The organism is Caballeronia sp. KNU42 (assembly GCF_053760385.1).
In genome coordinates this window covers 771,298-787,775 of sequence record NZ_CM132388.1, presented here as the reverse complement: position 1 = coordinate 787,775, position 16,478 = coordinate 771,298, and the positions used below count along the sequence as shown (strand labels likewise).

At 61.9% G+C, this 16,478-nt stretch carries 17 protein-coding genes; all 17 read right to left on the bottom strand.

All coding sequences use genetic code 11. From position 1 onward, the window contains the following. Positions 1-53: 53 nt before the first annotated feature. Positions 54-905 (bottom strand): polysaccharide deacetylase family protein, encoded by an 852-nt coding sequence (locus tag ACSOSP_RS03480; RefSeq protein ID WP_455309591.1) that lies wholly within the window; start codon positions 903-905, stop codon positions 54-56. Between the two features lie 169 nt (positions 906-1,074). Beyond that, complete coding sequence (locus tag ACSOSP_RS03475; RefSeq protein WP_455310834.1) at positions 1,075-2,133, bottom strand: HoxN/HupN/NixA family nickel/cobalt transporter; 1,059 nt, start codon at positions 2,131-2,133, stop codon at positions 1,075-1,077. Positions 2,134-2,200: 67 nt separating this feature from the next. Next, positions 2,201-3,136, bottom strand: a complete 936-nt coding sequence (gene hypB / locus ACSOSP_RS03470; protein ID WP_455309590.1) for a hydrogenase nickel incorporation protein HypB — start codon at positions 3,134-3,136, stop codon at positions 2,201-2,203. Between the two features lie 38 nt (positions 3,137-3,174). Next, positions 3,175-3,504 carry a hydrogenase maturation nickel metallochaperone HypA gene (gene hypA / locus ACSOSP_RS03465; protein ID WP_455309589.1) on the bottom strand — a complete coding sequence of 110 codons (330 nt, stop codon included), beginning with the start codon at positions 3,502-3,504 and terminating at the stop codon, positions 3,175-3,177. A gap of 37 nt (positions 3,505-3,541) precedes the next feature. Further along, positions 3,542-4,588 carry a hydrogenase expression/formation protein HypE gene (hypE, locus tag ACSOSP_RS03460; RefSeq protein ID WP_455309588.1) on the bottom strand — a complete coding sequence of 349 codons (1,047 nt, stop codon included), beginning with the start codon at positions 4,586-4,588 and terminating at the stop codon, positions 3,542-3,544. Next, entirely contained in the window at positions 4,585-5,766 is a 1,182-nt protein-coding gene (hypD, locus tag ACSOSP_RS03455; protein WP_455309587.1) for a hydrogenase formation protein HypD, read from the bottom strand. The genes hypE and hypD overlap by 4 nt, the downstream gene beginning before the upstream one ends. Continuing rightward, entirely contained in the window at positions 5,763-6,470 is a 708-nt protein-coding gene (locus ACSOSP_RS03450) for a D-sedoheptulose-7-phosphate isomerase (protein WP_455309586.1), read from the bottom strand. The genes hypD and ACSOSP_RS03450 overlap by 4 nt, the downstream gene beginning before the upstream one ends. Beyond that, positions 6,463-6,792: a HypC/HybG/HupF family hydrogenase formation chaperone gene (locus tag ACSOSP_RS03445; RefSeq protein WP_455309585.1), complete on the bottom strand. Its 330-nt coding sequence runs from the start codon at positions 6,790-6,792 to the stop codon at positions 6,463-6,465. The genes ACSOSP_RS03450 and ACSOSP_RS03445 overlap by 8 nt, the downstream gene beginning before the upstream one ends. Next, the gene (gene hypF / locus ACSOSP_RS03440) at positions 6,783-9,155 is read right to left on the bottom strand and encodes a carbamoyltransferase HypF (protein ID WP_455309584.1); all 2,373 of its coding nucleotides are present in this window, start codon (positions 9,153-9,155) and stop codon (positions 6,783-6,785) included. Before hypF ends, ACSOSP_RS03445 begins: the two co-directional genes overlap by 10 nt. A gap of 50 nt (positions 9,156-9,205) precedes the next feature. Further along, entirely contained in the window at positions 9,206-9,310 is a 105-nt protein-coding gene (locus tag ACSOSP_RS03435) for a DUF6893 family small protein (protein ID WP_404604890.1), read from the bottom strand. Beyond that, positions 9,307-9,870 carry a hydrogenase maturation protease gene (locus ACSOSP_RS03430; RefSeq protein WP_455309583.1) on the bottom strand — a complete coding sequence of 188 codons (564 nt, stop codon included), beginning with the start codon at positions 9,868-9,870 and terminating at the stop codon, positions 9,307-9,309. Before ACSOSP_RS03430 ends, ACSOSP_RS03435 begins: the two co-directional genes overlap by 4 nt. Next, positions 9,867-11,264, bottom strand: coding sequence for a hypothetical protein (locus tag ACSOSP_RS03425; protein WP_455309582.1), 1,398 nt, complete (start codon positions 11,262-11,264; stop codon positions 9,867-9,869). The genes ACSOSP_RS03430 and ACSOSP_RS03425 overlap by 4 nt, the downstream gene beginning before the upstream one ends. Next, complete coding sequence (locus ACSOSP_RS03420) at positions 11,261-11,950, bottom strand: DUF6084 family protein (RefSeq protein WP_455309581.1); 690 nt, start codon at positions 11,948-11,950, stop codon at positions 11,261-11,263. Before ACSOSP_RS03420 ends, ACSOSP_RS03425 begins: the two co-directional genes overlap by 4 nt. After that, complete coding sequence (locus ACSOSP_RS03415; RefSeq protein WP_455309580.1) at positions 11,943-12,590, bottom strand: DUF5947 family protein; 648 nt, start codon at positions 12,588-12,590, stop codon at positions 11,943-11,945. The genes ACSOSP_RS03420 and ACSOSP_RS03415 overlap by 8 nt, the downstream gene beginning before the upstream one ends. Then, a complete protein-coding gene (locus ACSOSP_RS03410) occupies positions 12,587-13,126 on the bottom strand; it encodes a NifU family protein (RefSeq protein ID WP_455309579.1) in 540 nt (179 codons plus the stop codon). The genes ACSOSP_RS03415 and ACSOSP_RS03410 overlap by 4 nt, the downstream gene beginning before the upstream one ends. Next, on the bottom strand, positions 13,123-14,949 hold the full coding sequence (locus ACSOSP_RS03405; protein WP_455309578.1) for a nickel-dependent hydrogenase large subunit: 1,827 nt from the start codon (positions 14,947-14,949) through the stop codon (positions 13,123-13,125). The genes ACSOSP_RS03410 and ACSOSP_RS03405 overlap by 4 nt, the downstream gene beginning before the upstream one ends. Positions 14,950-15,038: 89 nt before the next feature. Beyond that, on the bottom strand, positions 15,039-16,097 hold the full coding sequence (locus ACSOSP_RS03400) for an NADH-quinone oxidoreductase subunit B family protein (RefSeq protein ID WP_455309577.1): 1,059 nt from the start codon (positions 16,095-16,097) through the stop codon (positions 15,039-15,041). Positions 16,098-16,478 lie beyond the last annotated feature (381 nt).

The window sequence follows — 16,478 nt, the reverse complement described above, 5'->3', positions numbered from 1 at the left end:
TCTCTTACTCGATGACGCGACAGGACATGCTTCGAATCTGTCCGGCAGCAGGATTAGAAGGCTTCCCGTAAGGTAACGAAGTGCAGCCCTTGCTTTTTTGCAGCATCGAAAATCTGCGGTAAGACCGAGAGCAAAACAGGTTGACCGTCATCGGTAATAGCGGCGCCGCCATCGTGGAGCAGCAGGATGTCTCGCGGCGCCAGATCGCGCAGCAGCCGCCGCGTGACGATTTCCGGATCGCGCTCGCGGGTATCGAAGCCGCGACGCGTCCAGGCGGCCAGCCTTAGATCGAGCTTTTGCAGGACGGGCTCCAGCAGGACATTGCGCAAGCCCGCCGGTGCACGAAAAAAAGCTGGCCGCTCCCCCGTCAGTTCCGTCAGCGTGCGTTGCGCCGCATCGATTTCCCGGCTTAGCGCCCCCATGCCCGTCACCGAAAAAGTGTGCACATGCCTCTGCGAGTGGTTCTCCACGCCATGCCCTCGCGCGACGATCTCACGGGTCAACGCGGGATACCGGCGTGCGCGTTCGCCGATCAGGAAGAACGTGGCGCGGACCCTGTGTGCGTCGAGCAGGTCCAGAACCTGGGGCGTGACGAGCGGATCAGGACCGTCGTCAAGCGTAAGCGCAATGGCGTTCGCATTGCGCGGGATGGCGGGCAAGCGAGTCCAGTTGGCGCCGAGCAGCGTTGAGCGCGGCCACAATCCCGCTGCCGTGACGCTCGCGTGGTTGATCGCGGTGCCTGCCAGCCACCATGGCCACATCTCCGGCGCGGTGACGCAGCCCGCCAGCGCCACCGCATGCCAGGCCGCCGTGAGCTTCAGTGCGACGGGGTAGCCTGTCACAGGCCAGCGACGCTCGGACGCCGCATCCGGATCGAGTTGCAGTCGCGGATGAAGTTTGAGCATGCGTGTTCCTTCTTTGATTCCGATAATGTTGTATCTGTTTATACGCCGGTAAAAAATTCCCAAGGCGGGCCGGGTTGAACAAAGCCAGGCTTACCTGTTTCCGGTGTAAGGAATTCGGACGCGTAAGCACTTGTCGCGCGCACCTGAATTTTAGCGTCTGGCACTACCGTCACAGCGTTTTCACGGTGATATCGTCGTAACGCCTGAGCTTGTAGATCGCTATGGACACGATCCAGCTCACAATGAATATGCCTATGACAATGTAGCCCAACAGCCCGAAGTGCTCGTTGAGACTGCCGATAGAATCCCAGAACGCGCCCTTGAGCGCGAAGTTGTCCTGGAGCAGACCCAGCACCTCGATCCCACCGATCAGCACAGCGACCACCACCGAAACGAACGTGATCGTGATGTTGTAGTAGAGCTTGCGCATGGGCCGGACAAAGGCCCATCGATACGCGCCGAGCATCAGGATGCCGTCGGTGGTATCGACCAGCGACATGCCTGCCGTGAACAGGATCGGCAACACGAGCACCGACCAGAATGACAGTCCATGCGACGCCTGGGCCGCCGATATGCCGAACAACGCCACCTCGGTGGCGGTATCGAATCCGAGCCCGAACAGGAACCCCACCGGATAAAGATGCCAGCTGCGCGATACCAGTCTCAACAATGGCCTGAGCATTCGCGAGAGCAATCCGCGATTGTTCAGCAGGAGGTCGAGATCGGTTTCGACCAGCGGTTCCCCTCGACGCACGGCGCGAAACGTCCTGATGACCGACGCCAGCACGACCAGGTTCGCGATGGCCAGGACGAACAGGAACAGCGCCGAAACACTGGTGCCGATAAGACCGCCGAACCCTCTCAGGTCATCGAAGTGCGTTGTCAGCGCGGTTGCCGCGAACGCGACGCCAACGGTGAGCGCGACGACCACCGTCGAGTGGCCGAGCGAGAAGAACAAGCCGGCGCCAAGCGGACTGCGGCCGACCTGGAGCAGCTTGCGGGTGACGTTATCGATAGCGGCAATGTGGTCCGCATCCACCGCGTGGCGCAGCCCGAACGTGTACGCTAAAAGCGCCGTACCCAGCAGTGCCGGCTGCCCGCGGAAGGCAGTCAGCGCCCATGCCCACGCGAGCACATTGAAGACGAGGAGGAGCGCGTAGATGCCGATGATTTTATGGCGCAGACCTGTTGGACGGTCGTTAAAGAGCTGCGACATTTGTTTTAGCATCATGAGCCTCGCATTCTTGCCCGTACCGTCAGCTTCAACTCGATCCGACCGCTGCGTTGCTCGTGCCTTAGCGCACTGTCTCCGCAACTTCCACCAACGCCGCCGCTTCCAGCCACGCGTACCACGCCTTCATCCCCGCCCCCGTTTGCGCCGATACCTGCAGCACTTCAATTGCAGGATTAACCTGCCGCGCATACGCCAGGCAGCGTTCGACATCGAAGCGCAAGTGCGGCAGCAGATCAATCTTGTTCAGCAGCATCAGGCGGCTTGCACGGAACATGTGCGGATACTTGAGCGGCTTGTCTTCGCCTTCGGTCACCGAGAGGATCACCACCTTCGCGTGTTCGCCGAGATCGAACAGCGCGGGGCATACAAGATTGCCGACGTTCTCGATCATCAGCCACGACCGGGCTGGCGGATCGAGTTGCGCCAGGGCACGCGACACCATGCCGGCATCGAGATGACAACCCGTGCCCGTGTTGATCTGGACCACGTGGCAACCGGTCGCGCGAATTCGTTCGGCGTCGTTGAGCGTCGCTTGATCGCCTTCGATTACCTCGATCGACTGGGTGCTGCGTAACGCCTGGAGATCGCGGATAGTACGCTCGAGCAGCGTGGTCTTGCCCGCTCCCGGTGAACTGACAAGGTTCAGTGCGGTGATATGGCGGCTCGCCAGCCAGCCACGGTTGTGTTCGGCAAGCAGCTGGTTCTTCGCCAGGACATCCTGTTCGAGCGCGATCGTGGTGCCGTGGGTTGTGGCGGCAAGCGCCACTTCGGACGGAGGTACGGGCGAGTGTTTGGTGCCCGGGTGCACGTGCCCGTCGTGTTCAAGAACGTGAGCTTCATGAGCGTGCCGATGCGCGCGCGCATGCAGATGCGCGGCCACACTCGCGCCAGCCGGCCCAGTCGCAAGTTGCCGCCACGAACCCGGTTTGCGCACCGCGCCGCCTTCCCCTTCTGCCGGCGTCTCAATCCGCTCGCCAGTCTCAGGGTCGGTGATCACCGTGCCGGCACCTTTTGAGCAACCGCATGTGGTACACATCAAACCACCTCCATTTGTCTGATCTTCAGCTCGCTGCCGGCCAGCAGCTCGAGATTGACGCTTCCACACGCGCAGTGTTCGAGCAGGTCGGTCATGTCCACGCGGCCGCCGCAGTCCAGGCAGCGGGCGAGGCCCGGAGTCTCTACAATCTCCAGCGCCGCACCTTCGAGCACGGTGTCTTTCGCGCAGACATCGAAGCAAAAGCGGATGGCATCCGGCATCACAGCCGACAACCGGCCGATCTCCAGCGTCACGCGCAACACGCGTGCGCCCATCGCCCGTTCGGCGCACAGCTCGACGACACTATTCGCGATGCTCAGTTCATGCATGACGCCGTGCCCCTCTGCCCTTGTGTCTGACGCCTCGCTAACAGATACGGGGCAGTTGCTCGCCCGTCAGCATGTCCACGATCCGCTGTCCACCGAACACCGTATTCAGCACCACGATGCCCGCGGGTTCTTCAACTACCTCGCCGATCACAGCCGCCCGCGTGCCGGCCGGGTGCGCATGCATCGCCGCGAGCACGCTTGACGCGGCGTATGCGGGAACAATCGCAACCAGCTTGCCTTCGTTCGCCAGATACAGAGGATCGAGGCCGAGGATCTCGCAAGCGCCCTTCACTTCCTCGCGGATCGGCAGCGCGTTTTCCCGGATGCGGATCGCCACACCGGATGACACCGCAAACTCGTTCAGCACCGTGGCCACCCCACCGCGCGTTGCGTCGCGCATGCAGTGGATGTCCTTGCATGCGCTCAGCATTGCATCGACCAGTGACGCGAGCGGCGCGCAGTCGCTTGCTATATCGGACTGCAATGCAAGCTGTTTTCGTGCGACCAGGATCGCCGCGCCGTGGTCTCCGAGAAAGCCGTTCACGATCACCGCGTCACCCGGCTGCGCCCGTCGCGCCGATAGGTTCACGCCGGGCGGCACGACCCCCACGCCCGCGGTGTTGATGAACAACTTATCGGCGCAACCGCGCTCGACCACCTTGGTGTCGCCGGTAACAATAGACACGCCCGCTTCGATCGCGACACGCTGCATGCTTGCCGCCACGCGACGCAGGACATCGACTGCCAGACCCTCTTCAATCACCATCCCGCACGATAGAAACAGCGGTTTCGCGCCCGACATGGCGAGGTCGTTGACCGTGCCCGATACCGCCAGCGTGCCGATGTCGCCGCCCGGGAAAAACAAGGGGTCGACGACGTAGCTATCGGTAGTGAACGCGAGCCGGTCGCCAAGACTCGCGAGGTTCGCGAGCGGAAACACCGCCTGGTCTTCGAGCGCGGCGAGCGCGGGGTTGTCGAAGGCCGGCACAAATACGTCCTCGATCAGATCGCGCATCGCCCGGCCTCCGCCACCGTGCGCGAGATTGATCGTGGCATCGCGTAGCCTGCCGGTCCGGTCGTTCATGCCTGCGCTCCCTGCTTGAGCGTGTCCGTCGCAGCGTCATGCCTATACAACGCCGATGTATCTACGCGGGCATAACGATAATGCGCCGCGCACGCGCCTTCGCTCGATACCATCAACGATCCGAGCGGCGTTTCCGGCGTGCACGCGGTGCCGAATACCTTGCACTGCTGTGGCTTGATCACCCCCTTGAGCACTTCCCCGCACTGGCAGGATTTCGGATCCGCGATCTTCAGGTTCGCGACGGGGAACTTGCGCTCGGCATCGTAAGCGGCGAAGCGTTCGCGTATCCGCACGCCCGAGTGATCGATCGATCCAAGCCCGCGCCATTCGAAGAATTCGCGCAACTCGAACACTTGCTCGATCGCCGATAGCGCCTGCGCATTGCCATCTTTCGGCACGATCCTTCCGTACTGGTTCTCCACTTCGCAGCGGCCTTCGGCGATTTGACGCAGCACCATCCACACCGATTGCAGCACGTCGAGCGGTTCGAATCCAGCGACGGTGATCGGCCGCCGGTAATGCTCAGCAATGAAACGATAGGGCCGCGTGCCGATCACCATGCTCACATGTCCGGGTCCAAGGAAACCATCGAGATGCAGGTCGGGGGAATCAAGAATGGCCTTGATCGTCGGGATGATGGTGATGTGGTTGCAAAACAGCGAGAAGTTATTGATGCGTTGGGCGTGCGCTTCCAGCACGGTCATCGCGGTGCTCGGCATCGTGGTTTCAAAACCCAGCCCGAAGAAGATCACCTCGCGATGCGGATTCGCACGCGCAACAGCAAGCGCGTCGAGCGGCGAATAGACCATGCGTACATCGGCTCCATCGGCCTTCGCTTTCAGCAGGCTCTTGCGCGAGCCGGGTACCCGCATCGCGTCGCCGAAGGTCGTGAAGATCACTTCGGAGCGTTCGGCGAGCGCCACGCAGTCGTCCACGCGGCCCATCGGCAATACGCAAACGGGGCAACCCGGGCCGTGGACGAATTCGACCTCGGGCGGCAGCATCTGGTGAATGCCGTACCGGAAGATGGAATGCGTATGGCCGCCGCATACCTCCATGATCTGCAACGGACGATTGAGGCCGCCACGCTCGCGCGCGATCCGCTCGACCAGCCGGCTGATCGCGAGCGTAAGAGTACGGGCCTTCTCGGGATCGCGGAATTCGTCGACGTATTTCATGACGCGCGCTCCGCTGCCGCTGTGTCGGGCACATTCAGGCTGCCGCGTTCATCGGCGAGCAGCGTGTGGACCAGGTCCCACAGGATGTGGTAAATCGCGACGTGAGTTTCCTGGATCCGATGAATGCTGTCGCTCGGCACCACGAGGCAATGATCGAGCGCACCGGGAGCTGCCATCTTGCCGCCGTCGTGCCCGGCGAGGCCGATGGTCACCACGCCCATCTCGCGCGCTTTCGCAAATGCGGCGAGCAGGTTCTCGGAGTTGCCGCTTGTCGATACCCCGATCAGGCCGTCGCCGCGACGCGCCTGCGCCACCAGTTGCCGCACATAGATATGCGCGAAGCCCACGTCGTTGCCCACGGCCGTCATCATCGCGGTATCGGCGACTAGGTTGACCGCGGCGAGCGCCGGACGCCCGGCCGTAACCGGATGCAGGAACTCCACTGCGATGTGCGCGGCGTCGCAACTCGAGCCGCCGTTGCCCATCGAAAAGAGCCTGCCGTCACGGCGATAAACATCCGCGATCGCATGTGCAACCGCGACCACGGCGGTGGCATGGACCGCGAAGAACGCGCGCTTCGCGTCGATGCTGGCCTGCGCCTTCTGCGCGACCGATTCCAGCAGTGCAGCATCGAGTTTCGCCGCGTCCTGATGCTCGCCGTGAAGAAACGGATACAGGCCATGCAGCGCACGATGTTCAGTCATGTCGCGCTCCATCGTGGTGATTGAACGGGTCAGGAGGCGAAGGTCCCCCGCCGCCTTCCATCATCGCGGCCATCTCCGCCTGCGCTTCGCCAAGCTCACGCAACAGGGCAAGCGTGCGCGAGGCTTCCGCTTCGTCGAGACGGCTCATCGCGAAGCCAACATGCACCAGCACCCAGTTGCCGATACACGCAGCCGGCGGCCGGTCGTCATCGACGATGAACGCGATGTTGATGATCCGTCGCACTCCGCCTACATCGACTAATGCGAGATTATTGTCCGCATCGCTGATCTCGACGATCTGTCCCGGGATGCCTAAGCACATGACGTACTCCGTGGTTCAACAAACGCGGACGCCAGGGCACGCGCGGCAGTGATGGCAGCTTGCCCCAGCGCAATGCCACCGTCGTTGGACGGTACCTGGCGATGGGTCAGTACGTTAAAACCGCCTGCGCCAAGGCGTGCGGTGAGTTGTTCGAACAGCACGCGGTTCTGCATGACCCCGCCGGAGAGCGCGACGGTGCTGACCTGCGTGGATGCACACAAACGAACCGTCATCTGAACGATCGCTATCGCAAGCCCCTTGTGAAAGCGCGTAGCCATGACCGGCACGGGCGTGGCACGCAGCAAGTCGTCGAGCAGCGCGATCCACATTGGCTTCGGGTTGATCAACAGCGATCTATCGGCTTCCATGATGTCGAACGGATACGCCCGTGCGTCGTCTTCATCGTTGAGCGTACGGGCATCGATCATCGCTTCGAGTTCGATCGCGGCCTGCCCTTCGTATTGGACGCGTTCGCGGCACACGCCCAGCGCTCCGGCGACTGCATCGAACAGACGCCCGGCCGAGCTGGCAACGGGACTATTGATGCCTGCGTCGATCATCTGATCGAGCAGTGTCAGCGGACGATTGGCGAGAAAATGATGGAGGTCCAGCTTCGCGTATTGCTTAGCGAAACGCGGCCATCCGAGGCTTGCGGACAGATGCGCGTACGTGTTGCGCCACGGCTCACAAACCGCGTACGCGCCTCCCGGCAGCGCGACCGGTGTGAAGCTCGCAAGACGCTTGAAATTGACGTAGCCGCCGAGCAAAAATTCACCGCCCCACAGCGCGTTGTCCAGGCCCATGCCAAGGCCGTCAAGCACGATACCAAGAACGTCAGTACCCAAGCCGACATCATTTTCCGCAAGGCACGCCGCGAGATGTGCGTGATGGTGCTGGATCTCGGCAAGCGGCAAATGCCGCTGCTGTGCGATATCGATACCGAGCTTGCGCGACAGATACTCGGGGTGCAGGTCGACCGCGACGAAACCCGCGTCGTGCTCGAACAGATGTTGATAACGCGCGAGCGACACCGTGTAGTCGCGATACGTCTCGCCGTTCTCCAGTTCGCCGATGTGATGCGACAAAACCGCTTCGCCATCGCGCAGCAAGCAGAACGTGTTTTTCTGCTGAGCGCCCATCGCGAGGACCGGTGGTGCAGCACCAAAATCACGCGGCAATCGCAGCGGTGCAGGGGCATAACCGCGCGAGCGCCGTAGCAAGCGCGGTACGCCGCCCATGATCCGCGCGACGGAATCGTCCACGCGACGCGCGATGTCGCGGTCGTGCATGAGCCAGGCGTCGGCCATGCCGGCGAGGCGTTGGCGGGCCTCGTCGTTATCGATGCATTGAGGTTCGTCGGCGAGATTGCCGCTGGTCAGCACGACCGGACCGTCAAGCGATTGCATCAGCAGATGATGCAGCGGGGTTGAAGGAAGCATGAAACCCAGCGTCGCGATACTCGGTGCGACACCGGGAAACGGATCAAGCGTGCCGCGATCGATCATCGGTATGATGACGATGGGTCCTGCGGCGCTTTCAAGCAGGCCCTCGTCTGCTCCGCTCACCACGCAATAGCGTTCGATCATGGCCACGTCGCGCGCCAGCAGCGCAAACGGCTTGCACTCGCGATGTTTCAGCACGCGTAATTTCGCAATGGCAGAATGATCTGACGCGGCGCATGCAAGCTGAAAACCGCCCAGTCCTTTGATGGCGACTATCTTGCCGCGCTCGATCAAGCGGCGCGTGGCATCCAGCGCATCGCCTTCCGCCACTGAACCGTCGGCCAACTCCAGCCACAGGCGCGGCCCGCAAGCCGGACACGCAATCGGCTGCGCGTGGAAGCGCCGGTCGTTCGGATCGTCATATTCACTCGCACAGGTCTCACATAACGGAAACGCCGCCATCGTGGTGTTCGGGCGGTCGTACGGGATTGCCTGAATGATCGACAAGCGCGGCCCGCAATGCGTACAGTTCGTGAACGCATAACCATATCGACGGGTCGACGGGTCCAACGTTTCATCGATACACGCACAGCACGTGACCGCGTCCGGTACCACGCCGGTGTGCGCGCGTCCCTTTTCACTCGCGACGATCCGGAAGCTGCCAGAAGGTGGTGTCCCGTGGAACGCATGGCGTTCGATGGAATCGATCGCCCCAAGTGGCGGACACTCGCTGCGCAAGCGCTCGACAAAATCATCGAGCGTACTGATGTCAGCCCATGCGTGGATCAGCACGCCTTCGCTGTCGTTGCTTACATCGCCGCTTACACCGCAAGCGTGCGCAAGACGCCATACTGCCGGCCTGAAACCCACACCCTGCACCAGTCCGCGCACACGAATCACCTCACCGGCCCGGGAAATCACGGGCGGTTCGTCCCGAACCGGAGGCGGACACAGGCTCATGGCCGTGCCCGTCACATGTTGCGGATACGGATATAGCGGCGGATATCCTTCAGGTTTGCCGCAACGCCAACGATCAGCCCGGACAATAACAAGTACTTCAGCAAAAACTTCATCATGCTCTCCAGTGATCCTGCGACACGCTCCCGGCGTCGGCCACGTTGGTCTGCGCCTGCATGCTGTCGATCATCGTTTCAATGGTGTCTGCTGCTTCCTCCACTGCCGCCGCGACGGGTGCGCTCAGTCCCATGCGGCCCTCCTGCCCGTCCTCCGTGCCAAGACTTTCCGGCTCACAACCGACCAGGACAATGCGCCCCACTTCACCGCCCATCGCCTGCACGGCCTGAAGGACTTTCGCCGGATCGAGGTCGTGCGCAGACAACAGGACCGGCGAGGCATCGCCTGTGAAATCTTCATTGGCGTTCGGTATGGAAGGCTCTATCACATACAGCGTGCCAGGCGGTCCGTCGCGATGCGTTGCGTCGACAAGGACAGCCAGATCCACACCGTCGAGCAGCGCGTAATACAGATCGATCCCCCGGATTCCATAGTCGATCACACGCACATCTGGCGGCCATGGGCCGGACCGTCTTTCGTGCAGACGGCGCACAACCTCGACGCCAAAACCATCGTCGCCCAGGAAGATGTTGCCCACTCCCGCTACCAGCATCGAAGTCATGATGGCCGCTCCTCGCGCAGCGGCTCAATCTCGTCGGGCGCGAAAAAGAAGCGATGACCCGGCATGCGCGCAAGTCCGAAGTCACGTCCGGGATCACAGTCGATCGTTACCGCAACGTGAACGTGATTCTCGAAATCGCGCTCGATCGACTCGATGGTCGCTATCTGATCGCGCAAAGCCAGGTCGAAGATATCGGCGCGTGCATGGGGATGCAGCACGACGCGCGAGCCGACCTGCAACGCCACGCCATCGACGTTGACGCAGGCAAGAGGAGGCATGGCGTCAAGCTCGGCCCAGGGCGCCGTATCTTCGGGAGCCTCTCCCGTTTCTTCCGAGACATCCCGCCAACTGCCCGCACCGGCGCGCACTTCGCGCAAGGTTCCATGCAGCCGCTGCAAGTCGCTGGCGGTGAGGCTTTCCGTGCGTTCGAGCAGCGCGCGTGAGCGTTCATCGCCTGCGGCCATCTCGCGCTTTTCGGCGTCGGTCATGGTGAGGATGCGCAGCGTCAGGATCTCGTCGATCTCGGTGGCGTCGAAGAGATCACCTGCGCTTTCTGGCGCGACCTGCGGGTAGTCGTAGAGGATGATCGGCGCCGCGAGCATGGTGTCGTGGCGTTCACCGGAGCCGACCAGCACCGGCCATAAACCGATATTCGTGCAAGCCGCGACCGCCTCAGCGAGTTCGTCCGGCGGCTCGATCGAGGAGACGAACGCCGCGCCCTCCACAGCCAGCACCGCATGGCATGACAACAGCGCAAACGACGAAGCGGCATCGCGATTCAAACGCTGCGGTTCGTCAACCGGCGTCACGTTGACGATGCGCACGGTGAGCCTGACCGTGCGTGCATCGACCCGCGTTGCGCAGCATTCCACACGGCCTTCTATGGCCGCCCGCGTGCGCACGAGCGCACCGCGCACGCGGCCGTCCGCTTCCATTAATGGCTCTATAGAGCGGCTGCCCGCCAGTGAAAACGGCAGGCGCAGCCCTTCGATACACAGTTCGCCAAGCGTCAATACCGGGATCTCGACGTGCTGCTCACCGGCTTCCTGCCACGCGTCGAAACGGCGGCCGCCCACTTCCAGCGAAGCCACCGACCGCGTAGACAACGCATCAAGCCCCGTCCATGCAGCCGCAGCCTCGTTCAACTCACGCACGTCCCGCTCGATCAGGTGCAGGAAACATGGACGCACCGTTACACGCGTTTCGTCGCCGCCTTCGATCAGGCATTCGGTCTGCATCATCGATGCATCGCTGCCGGACCAATCGGCCCACGCTCGCGGATACACGCTGCCAAAGGTCCAGCGCTGCCGGTTCTTTACCGACGACGGTCTGTACGGGTAAAGCATGTATCCCTCGTACAGCACGGCCTGAACGATCCCGTCGACGGGGTTCATTGCAACCCTCCCTGCGCAGGCCACGCCTGTTCGCTACGGGTCTCATCCAGCAAGGACGTGAGTGCTTCGTCCGAGCCGGTCAAGCCTCGCTCGACCCGATACCGCTCCAGCCGCTCGAACACGCCGCGCTGCACGCACATCCATGCGGTGTTCGGGTAGTAGTAGTCCCGCATTGCGCGCCACGTCGCGACCGGCAAGCGAAACGCGGTTTCCTTGTGCCACGGAACACGCGCGACCTGCAGCGTACCGTCGCTCTCACGATAAAAAATCGTGCCGCTGAATTGCAGCATCAACGGGATTTCTCCGTCTCCGAGCGCATCGAAATACTTCGCCGCCGCGACATTGAAGTCGAACGTGCATGGCACCGGAAGATCGATCGCGCAGGTATCCGTGAACGCAGGAACAGCCGCATTCGCGTGGGTCCACAGCAGGGTCCGCAACGTCTGCGACCAGCGCTGCGGTACGCCGAACAAATCGCTAAGCCGTGCCTGATCGACCGGCTCATAGGTCCGCCGGGTCGCCTCTATCTGGATCTGGCAATGCAGCGCGAGGCTCGCAATTTCCTCCCGGGCAGGTGACCCGTTGGCCGCGCTCTTATTCGTCACGCGCAGCTTGAACACCAGCAGCGGTGACACCGAGTGCAGCGCAATCTCCGCGCCCTCGACGACGAAGTCAAGATCAGGCATTCGGCACTCCCTCCGGCAAACGCTCGCCTGCTTTCAGCGCCGCAAAACAAGCGTGAATTGCGCGCCATGCGTCCACGCCGCCCGACAATCCGCGCCAGCGCGCCCGGATCACGCCGGTCAGTGCATAACACTGGTCGATAGGCACGCGGTAATACTCACGCGCGCCTTCCACGCGATTCACCAATAGCGCTTCGACATCGGGTTCGAGGGTATCGAGGATCGGGTTGTCGGCAACCAGGCGATCCCACGCACTCAGATCGAGCGACGACTGCAGCGCGCCGGCAGCGCCCGGGTACATCGCGATCACGCGCTGCGCGCTCGAGTCTCTATAGAAGAACGCAATGCCGATCGGGATCGCCAATGCGTCCCATTGTTCGTCGCTCAGACGAAACTCGCTCAACCAGCGGACGCTTCCCGGTACCCGCTTATAGCGCGCGTTTTGCTGGTTTCCGAACAGCAACGCGCACGCACGGCAGCAGCAACGTAACGCGTGCTGCTCCAGTTCGAGCAGATGAGGATGAGTGCCGTCAAGCGGTTCACCGCACAGTTCACAGAGCGTCATCACCGGCGGGCGGGCGAACGTGCGCAGCGCGGCCACCCAGCCGCGTTGCCCGGGTTGTTCCCCCCCGCGTGCGTTCATGATGTTGGCAGCGTTGCGACAAACCGCAGCTCGTGGACATTGACGTCCGGCATCCCGTCTATTTCAATGCGCGCCACGTCCGGCGCCTGTTCAAAAATCGCCCGCTCGATATCGTTCTGCACATCGGCAGGGGTGACGTGCTTGCCAGTCAGCACGCCCGCCAGACGAACGCGTACCAGGTCCTCCCGTGCATCGAGCAGTTCGATCCTTACGCCTTGCGCACCAAGCGGCGCCCGCAGTCCTTCGACCGCATGCTCGACACGGCCAGCCAGGTCTTGCGGATGCAATCCATGCAGCAACAACAATGCGCTGACCTGTTTGTCCTGCATCAGCCGGGCGACGATCGGACCATCGGCGCCATCCGCCTCGGTCACGATCTCGGCCAGCCGCGCAAGACCGCTTGCATGCAGTTCGAGCACCACCTGCAACAAGGCCTGCGCGATATCGCGCGCACGCGTGTCATCCAGTGCCGCCAGTGCTGCAATCAGTTCGTCGATGCGCCGTTGTTGTTCCTCAAGCACGCGCGCGCCGCTCATGAGTGCCCTCCCGGTTTCATGCCCGGCACAACGCCGAAGGTCGGTGAATGCGCGACATCGACGGTCTTGCCATCCCCGACATACATATGGACGCCGCACGGCAGGCACGGATCGAAGCTGCGCACGGCCCGCATGATGTCGATGCCCTTGAACTTGTCCGGTCCGTTCTCCTCGAAGATGGGCGTGTTTTGCACCGCATCTTCATAGGGCCCGGGCGTGCCGTAGATATCGCGCGGATTCGCATTCCACGGGGTCGGCGGATACGGATGGTAGTTCGCAATCTTGCCGCCCTTGATCACCAGGTGATGCGATAACACCCCGCGTACCGCTTCATGAAAACCGCAGCCGATGGCTTCGTCCGGGACCTCGAACGGCGTGAACGTGCGCGTATGGCCAGCATGCAATTCGGCCAGCGCCTTCTCCGCGAAATGCAGCGCACACGCGGCCGCATAGGCCTGGAAATAAGTGCGCGCGCGGTCGCGCTCAATCGCGTTGCTCCACTTCGGGATCTTCCATTCGAACTCGACTTCGGGTTTAAGCGCCGTCTTCGGCAAATAGATCTTCACGCTGTGACCGGTCGACTTCACATAGCCGATATCCACCAGGCCCGCGAGCGCGGTCGTCCACAGCCGTGCGATCGGACCGCCGCCGGTATCGAGCGCGAGGTAATCGCCCGTGCGCTTGTCGTACCAGCGCGGCGACATGACCCACGTATAGTTGCCGTCGAATTTGCGTTTCTGCGGCCGCGGCAAGGTGGTCTGGTTCCACGGATGCTTGCGATCGATCGGATTGCCAAGCGGGTCCTGCCGGACAAAGGTTTCCTCATGATCCCAGTCATCGTAGAACGAACTGCCGAGCAAAATGCGAATGTTCAGGTTGATCTCGACCAGATCCGTAGTGACCAGCTCGCCGTCCACGACCACACCGGGTGTGACGAACATGCTGCGGCCCCAGTCGGTCATGGTCTTGTAGTCGTAGTCGCATACGTCCGGGTCCTGGAACGAGCCCCAGCAGCCCAGCAGGATGCGCCGGCGGCCGACGTCCTCGTAACCCGGCAGCGCTTCATAGAAGAAGTCGAACAGGTCGTCATGCAGCGGCACGACCTTCTTCATGAACTCCACATACTTCATCAGCCGCGTGATGTAGTCGGTGAAAAGCTGCACGGTCGGCACCGTCCCCACGCCACCGGGATACAGCGTTGACGGATGCACGTGCCGCCCTTCCATCAGGCAGAACATCTCCCGCGTATAACGGCTCACATGCAGCGTCTCGCGATAGAACTCGCCGGTGAACGGGTTCAGCGCGGTCATGATGTCCGCGATCGTCTTGTAGCCGTGAATCTCGGCATGCGGCGCCGCGGTTTTCTGCGCTTTGGCCCACACCCCGGGGTTGGTTTCCTTGACCATCTGCTCGCAGAAATCCACGCCCACCAGATTATCCTGGAAGATGTTGTGATCGAACATGTACTCGGCCGCTTCGCCCAAATTGACGATCCATTCCGCGATGTTCGGCGGTTTCACGCCATAGGCCATGTTCTGCGCATACACCGAGCAGGTCGCGTGGTTGTCGCCGCAAATACCGCAGATACGGCTGGTAATGAAGTGCGAGTCGCGCGGGTCCTTGCCCTTCATGAAGATGCTGTAGCCGCGAAAAATGGACGACGTGCTGTAGCACTCCGCAACCTTGCGCTGCTCGAAATCGATCTTTGTATAAATGCCGAGACTGCCGACGATCCGCGTGATCGGGTCCCAGTTCATCTCCACCAGTTTGGCAGGCTGTGACGCCTGGCCCGACTTCAATTCAGGTGCCGCAATATCCGCCATGACCCCCTCCTGGATGCTTCTGTCTTTCGTGGAAGCCGCGGTGATGCCAACGATCAGCGGCGGTTTCCAAATGTGTTCCGCGCAACCGTTCAGCGACGATAGCCCGTCGTCAGCGTGGGACGGTTATGCCGCCATTTCGGTTCCTGGTTGACGGTCGAATTGGTCAGCTTGCGCAGGCTGCGGATCAGTCCGCCGTAAGACTTGATGAGATTCGACGAGAGGACCGCACCCGGGGGCTCTTCCATGAACGGCATGAACTTGTCAGGGAACCCCGGCATCGTGCAGCCGATACAGATTCCGCCGACGTTCGGGCACCCTCCCACGCCGTTGATCCAGCCGCGCTTGGGGACGTTGCAGTTGACCACCGGCCCCCAGCATCCAAGCTTGACGATACAGTTCGGACTCCCGTATTCCTTCGCGAACAGTGCCTGTTCGTAGGAGCCCGCGCGGTCGCAACCATCGTGCACGGTGCGCTGGAACAGCCACTTGGGACGAAGCGCCGCATCGAGCGGAATCATGGGTGCGAGGCCCGCCAGTTGATATAGCAGGTAGAGCAGCGTCTCCATGAAGTTGTCCGGTTGAACCGGGCAACCCGGGACGTTCACAATGGGCAGGCCGGCCTTCGATTTCCAGTCCCAGCCAAGATAGTCCGCGAGGCCCATGCAACCCGTGGGGTTGCCTTCCATCGCATGAATGCCGCCGTAGGTCGCGCACGTGCCCGCGCCGACGACGGCCAGCGCTTTGGGCGTCAGGCGATCGAGCCATTGCGGAATCGTGATGGGCTCATGCGTGTCGGGATCCGTTCCCATGGCAGCCCAGTAGCCCTCTCGATTGATCTTCTCGTTCGGGATCGAGCCTTCCATGACCAGCACGAAGTTATCCATCTCACCCCGCGCTGCAGCATGAAACGGCGCCATGAATTCCGCACCGTTTTCGTAAGCCAGCACCGGATTGTGCAGATGAACCTTTGGCAGTCCGGGAATGGCGCCGAGCAGCACGTCTTCAATGCTGGGTTGCGTAGCGGCGGTAATCGATACGGAATCGCCGTCGCAACCGAGACCCGCGGTAATCCATAAGATGTGTACTTCTTTCAGTGCAGGGGCGTGTTGAGTCTTGCGGCCATAGGGAATGGCGCTTACCGGGTCCATGGCGGAACCTCCTCGCCTACTGGCGAATGTGCGACGTCCCCGCGGATTTGCAACGTGTCTGTTGCCGGCCGTGGCGGGGAACCGCCTTTGGCGAACAAGCGGCCACGGCGATCAATGAATTGTCGCCATGGCCTCGCTGTTCGTCCATCTCTCCGGTGCGCGTTGGGGCGATAGTTAGACCTTGCTTAACCTTATCGCCTGCCTGACCGTGTTTTTTATTCTTTTAAATATAGTTCGGAACGCAGGTCAATCAACAGGATTCTGCGAAGGTTTTCCCTCATCGTGTTGCCGGAACGCTGCGCTGACGGCGGCGCCGGCCGTTTAAACATGCGATCAAAGTCCTGGTTTAATGGCCTGTCTCAGCAACTATTGCATTCGATG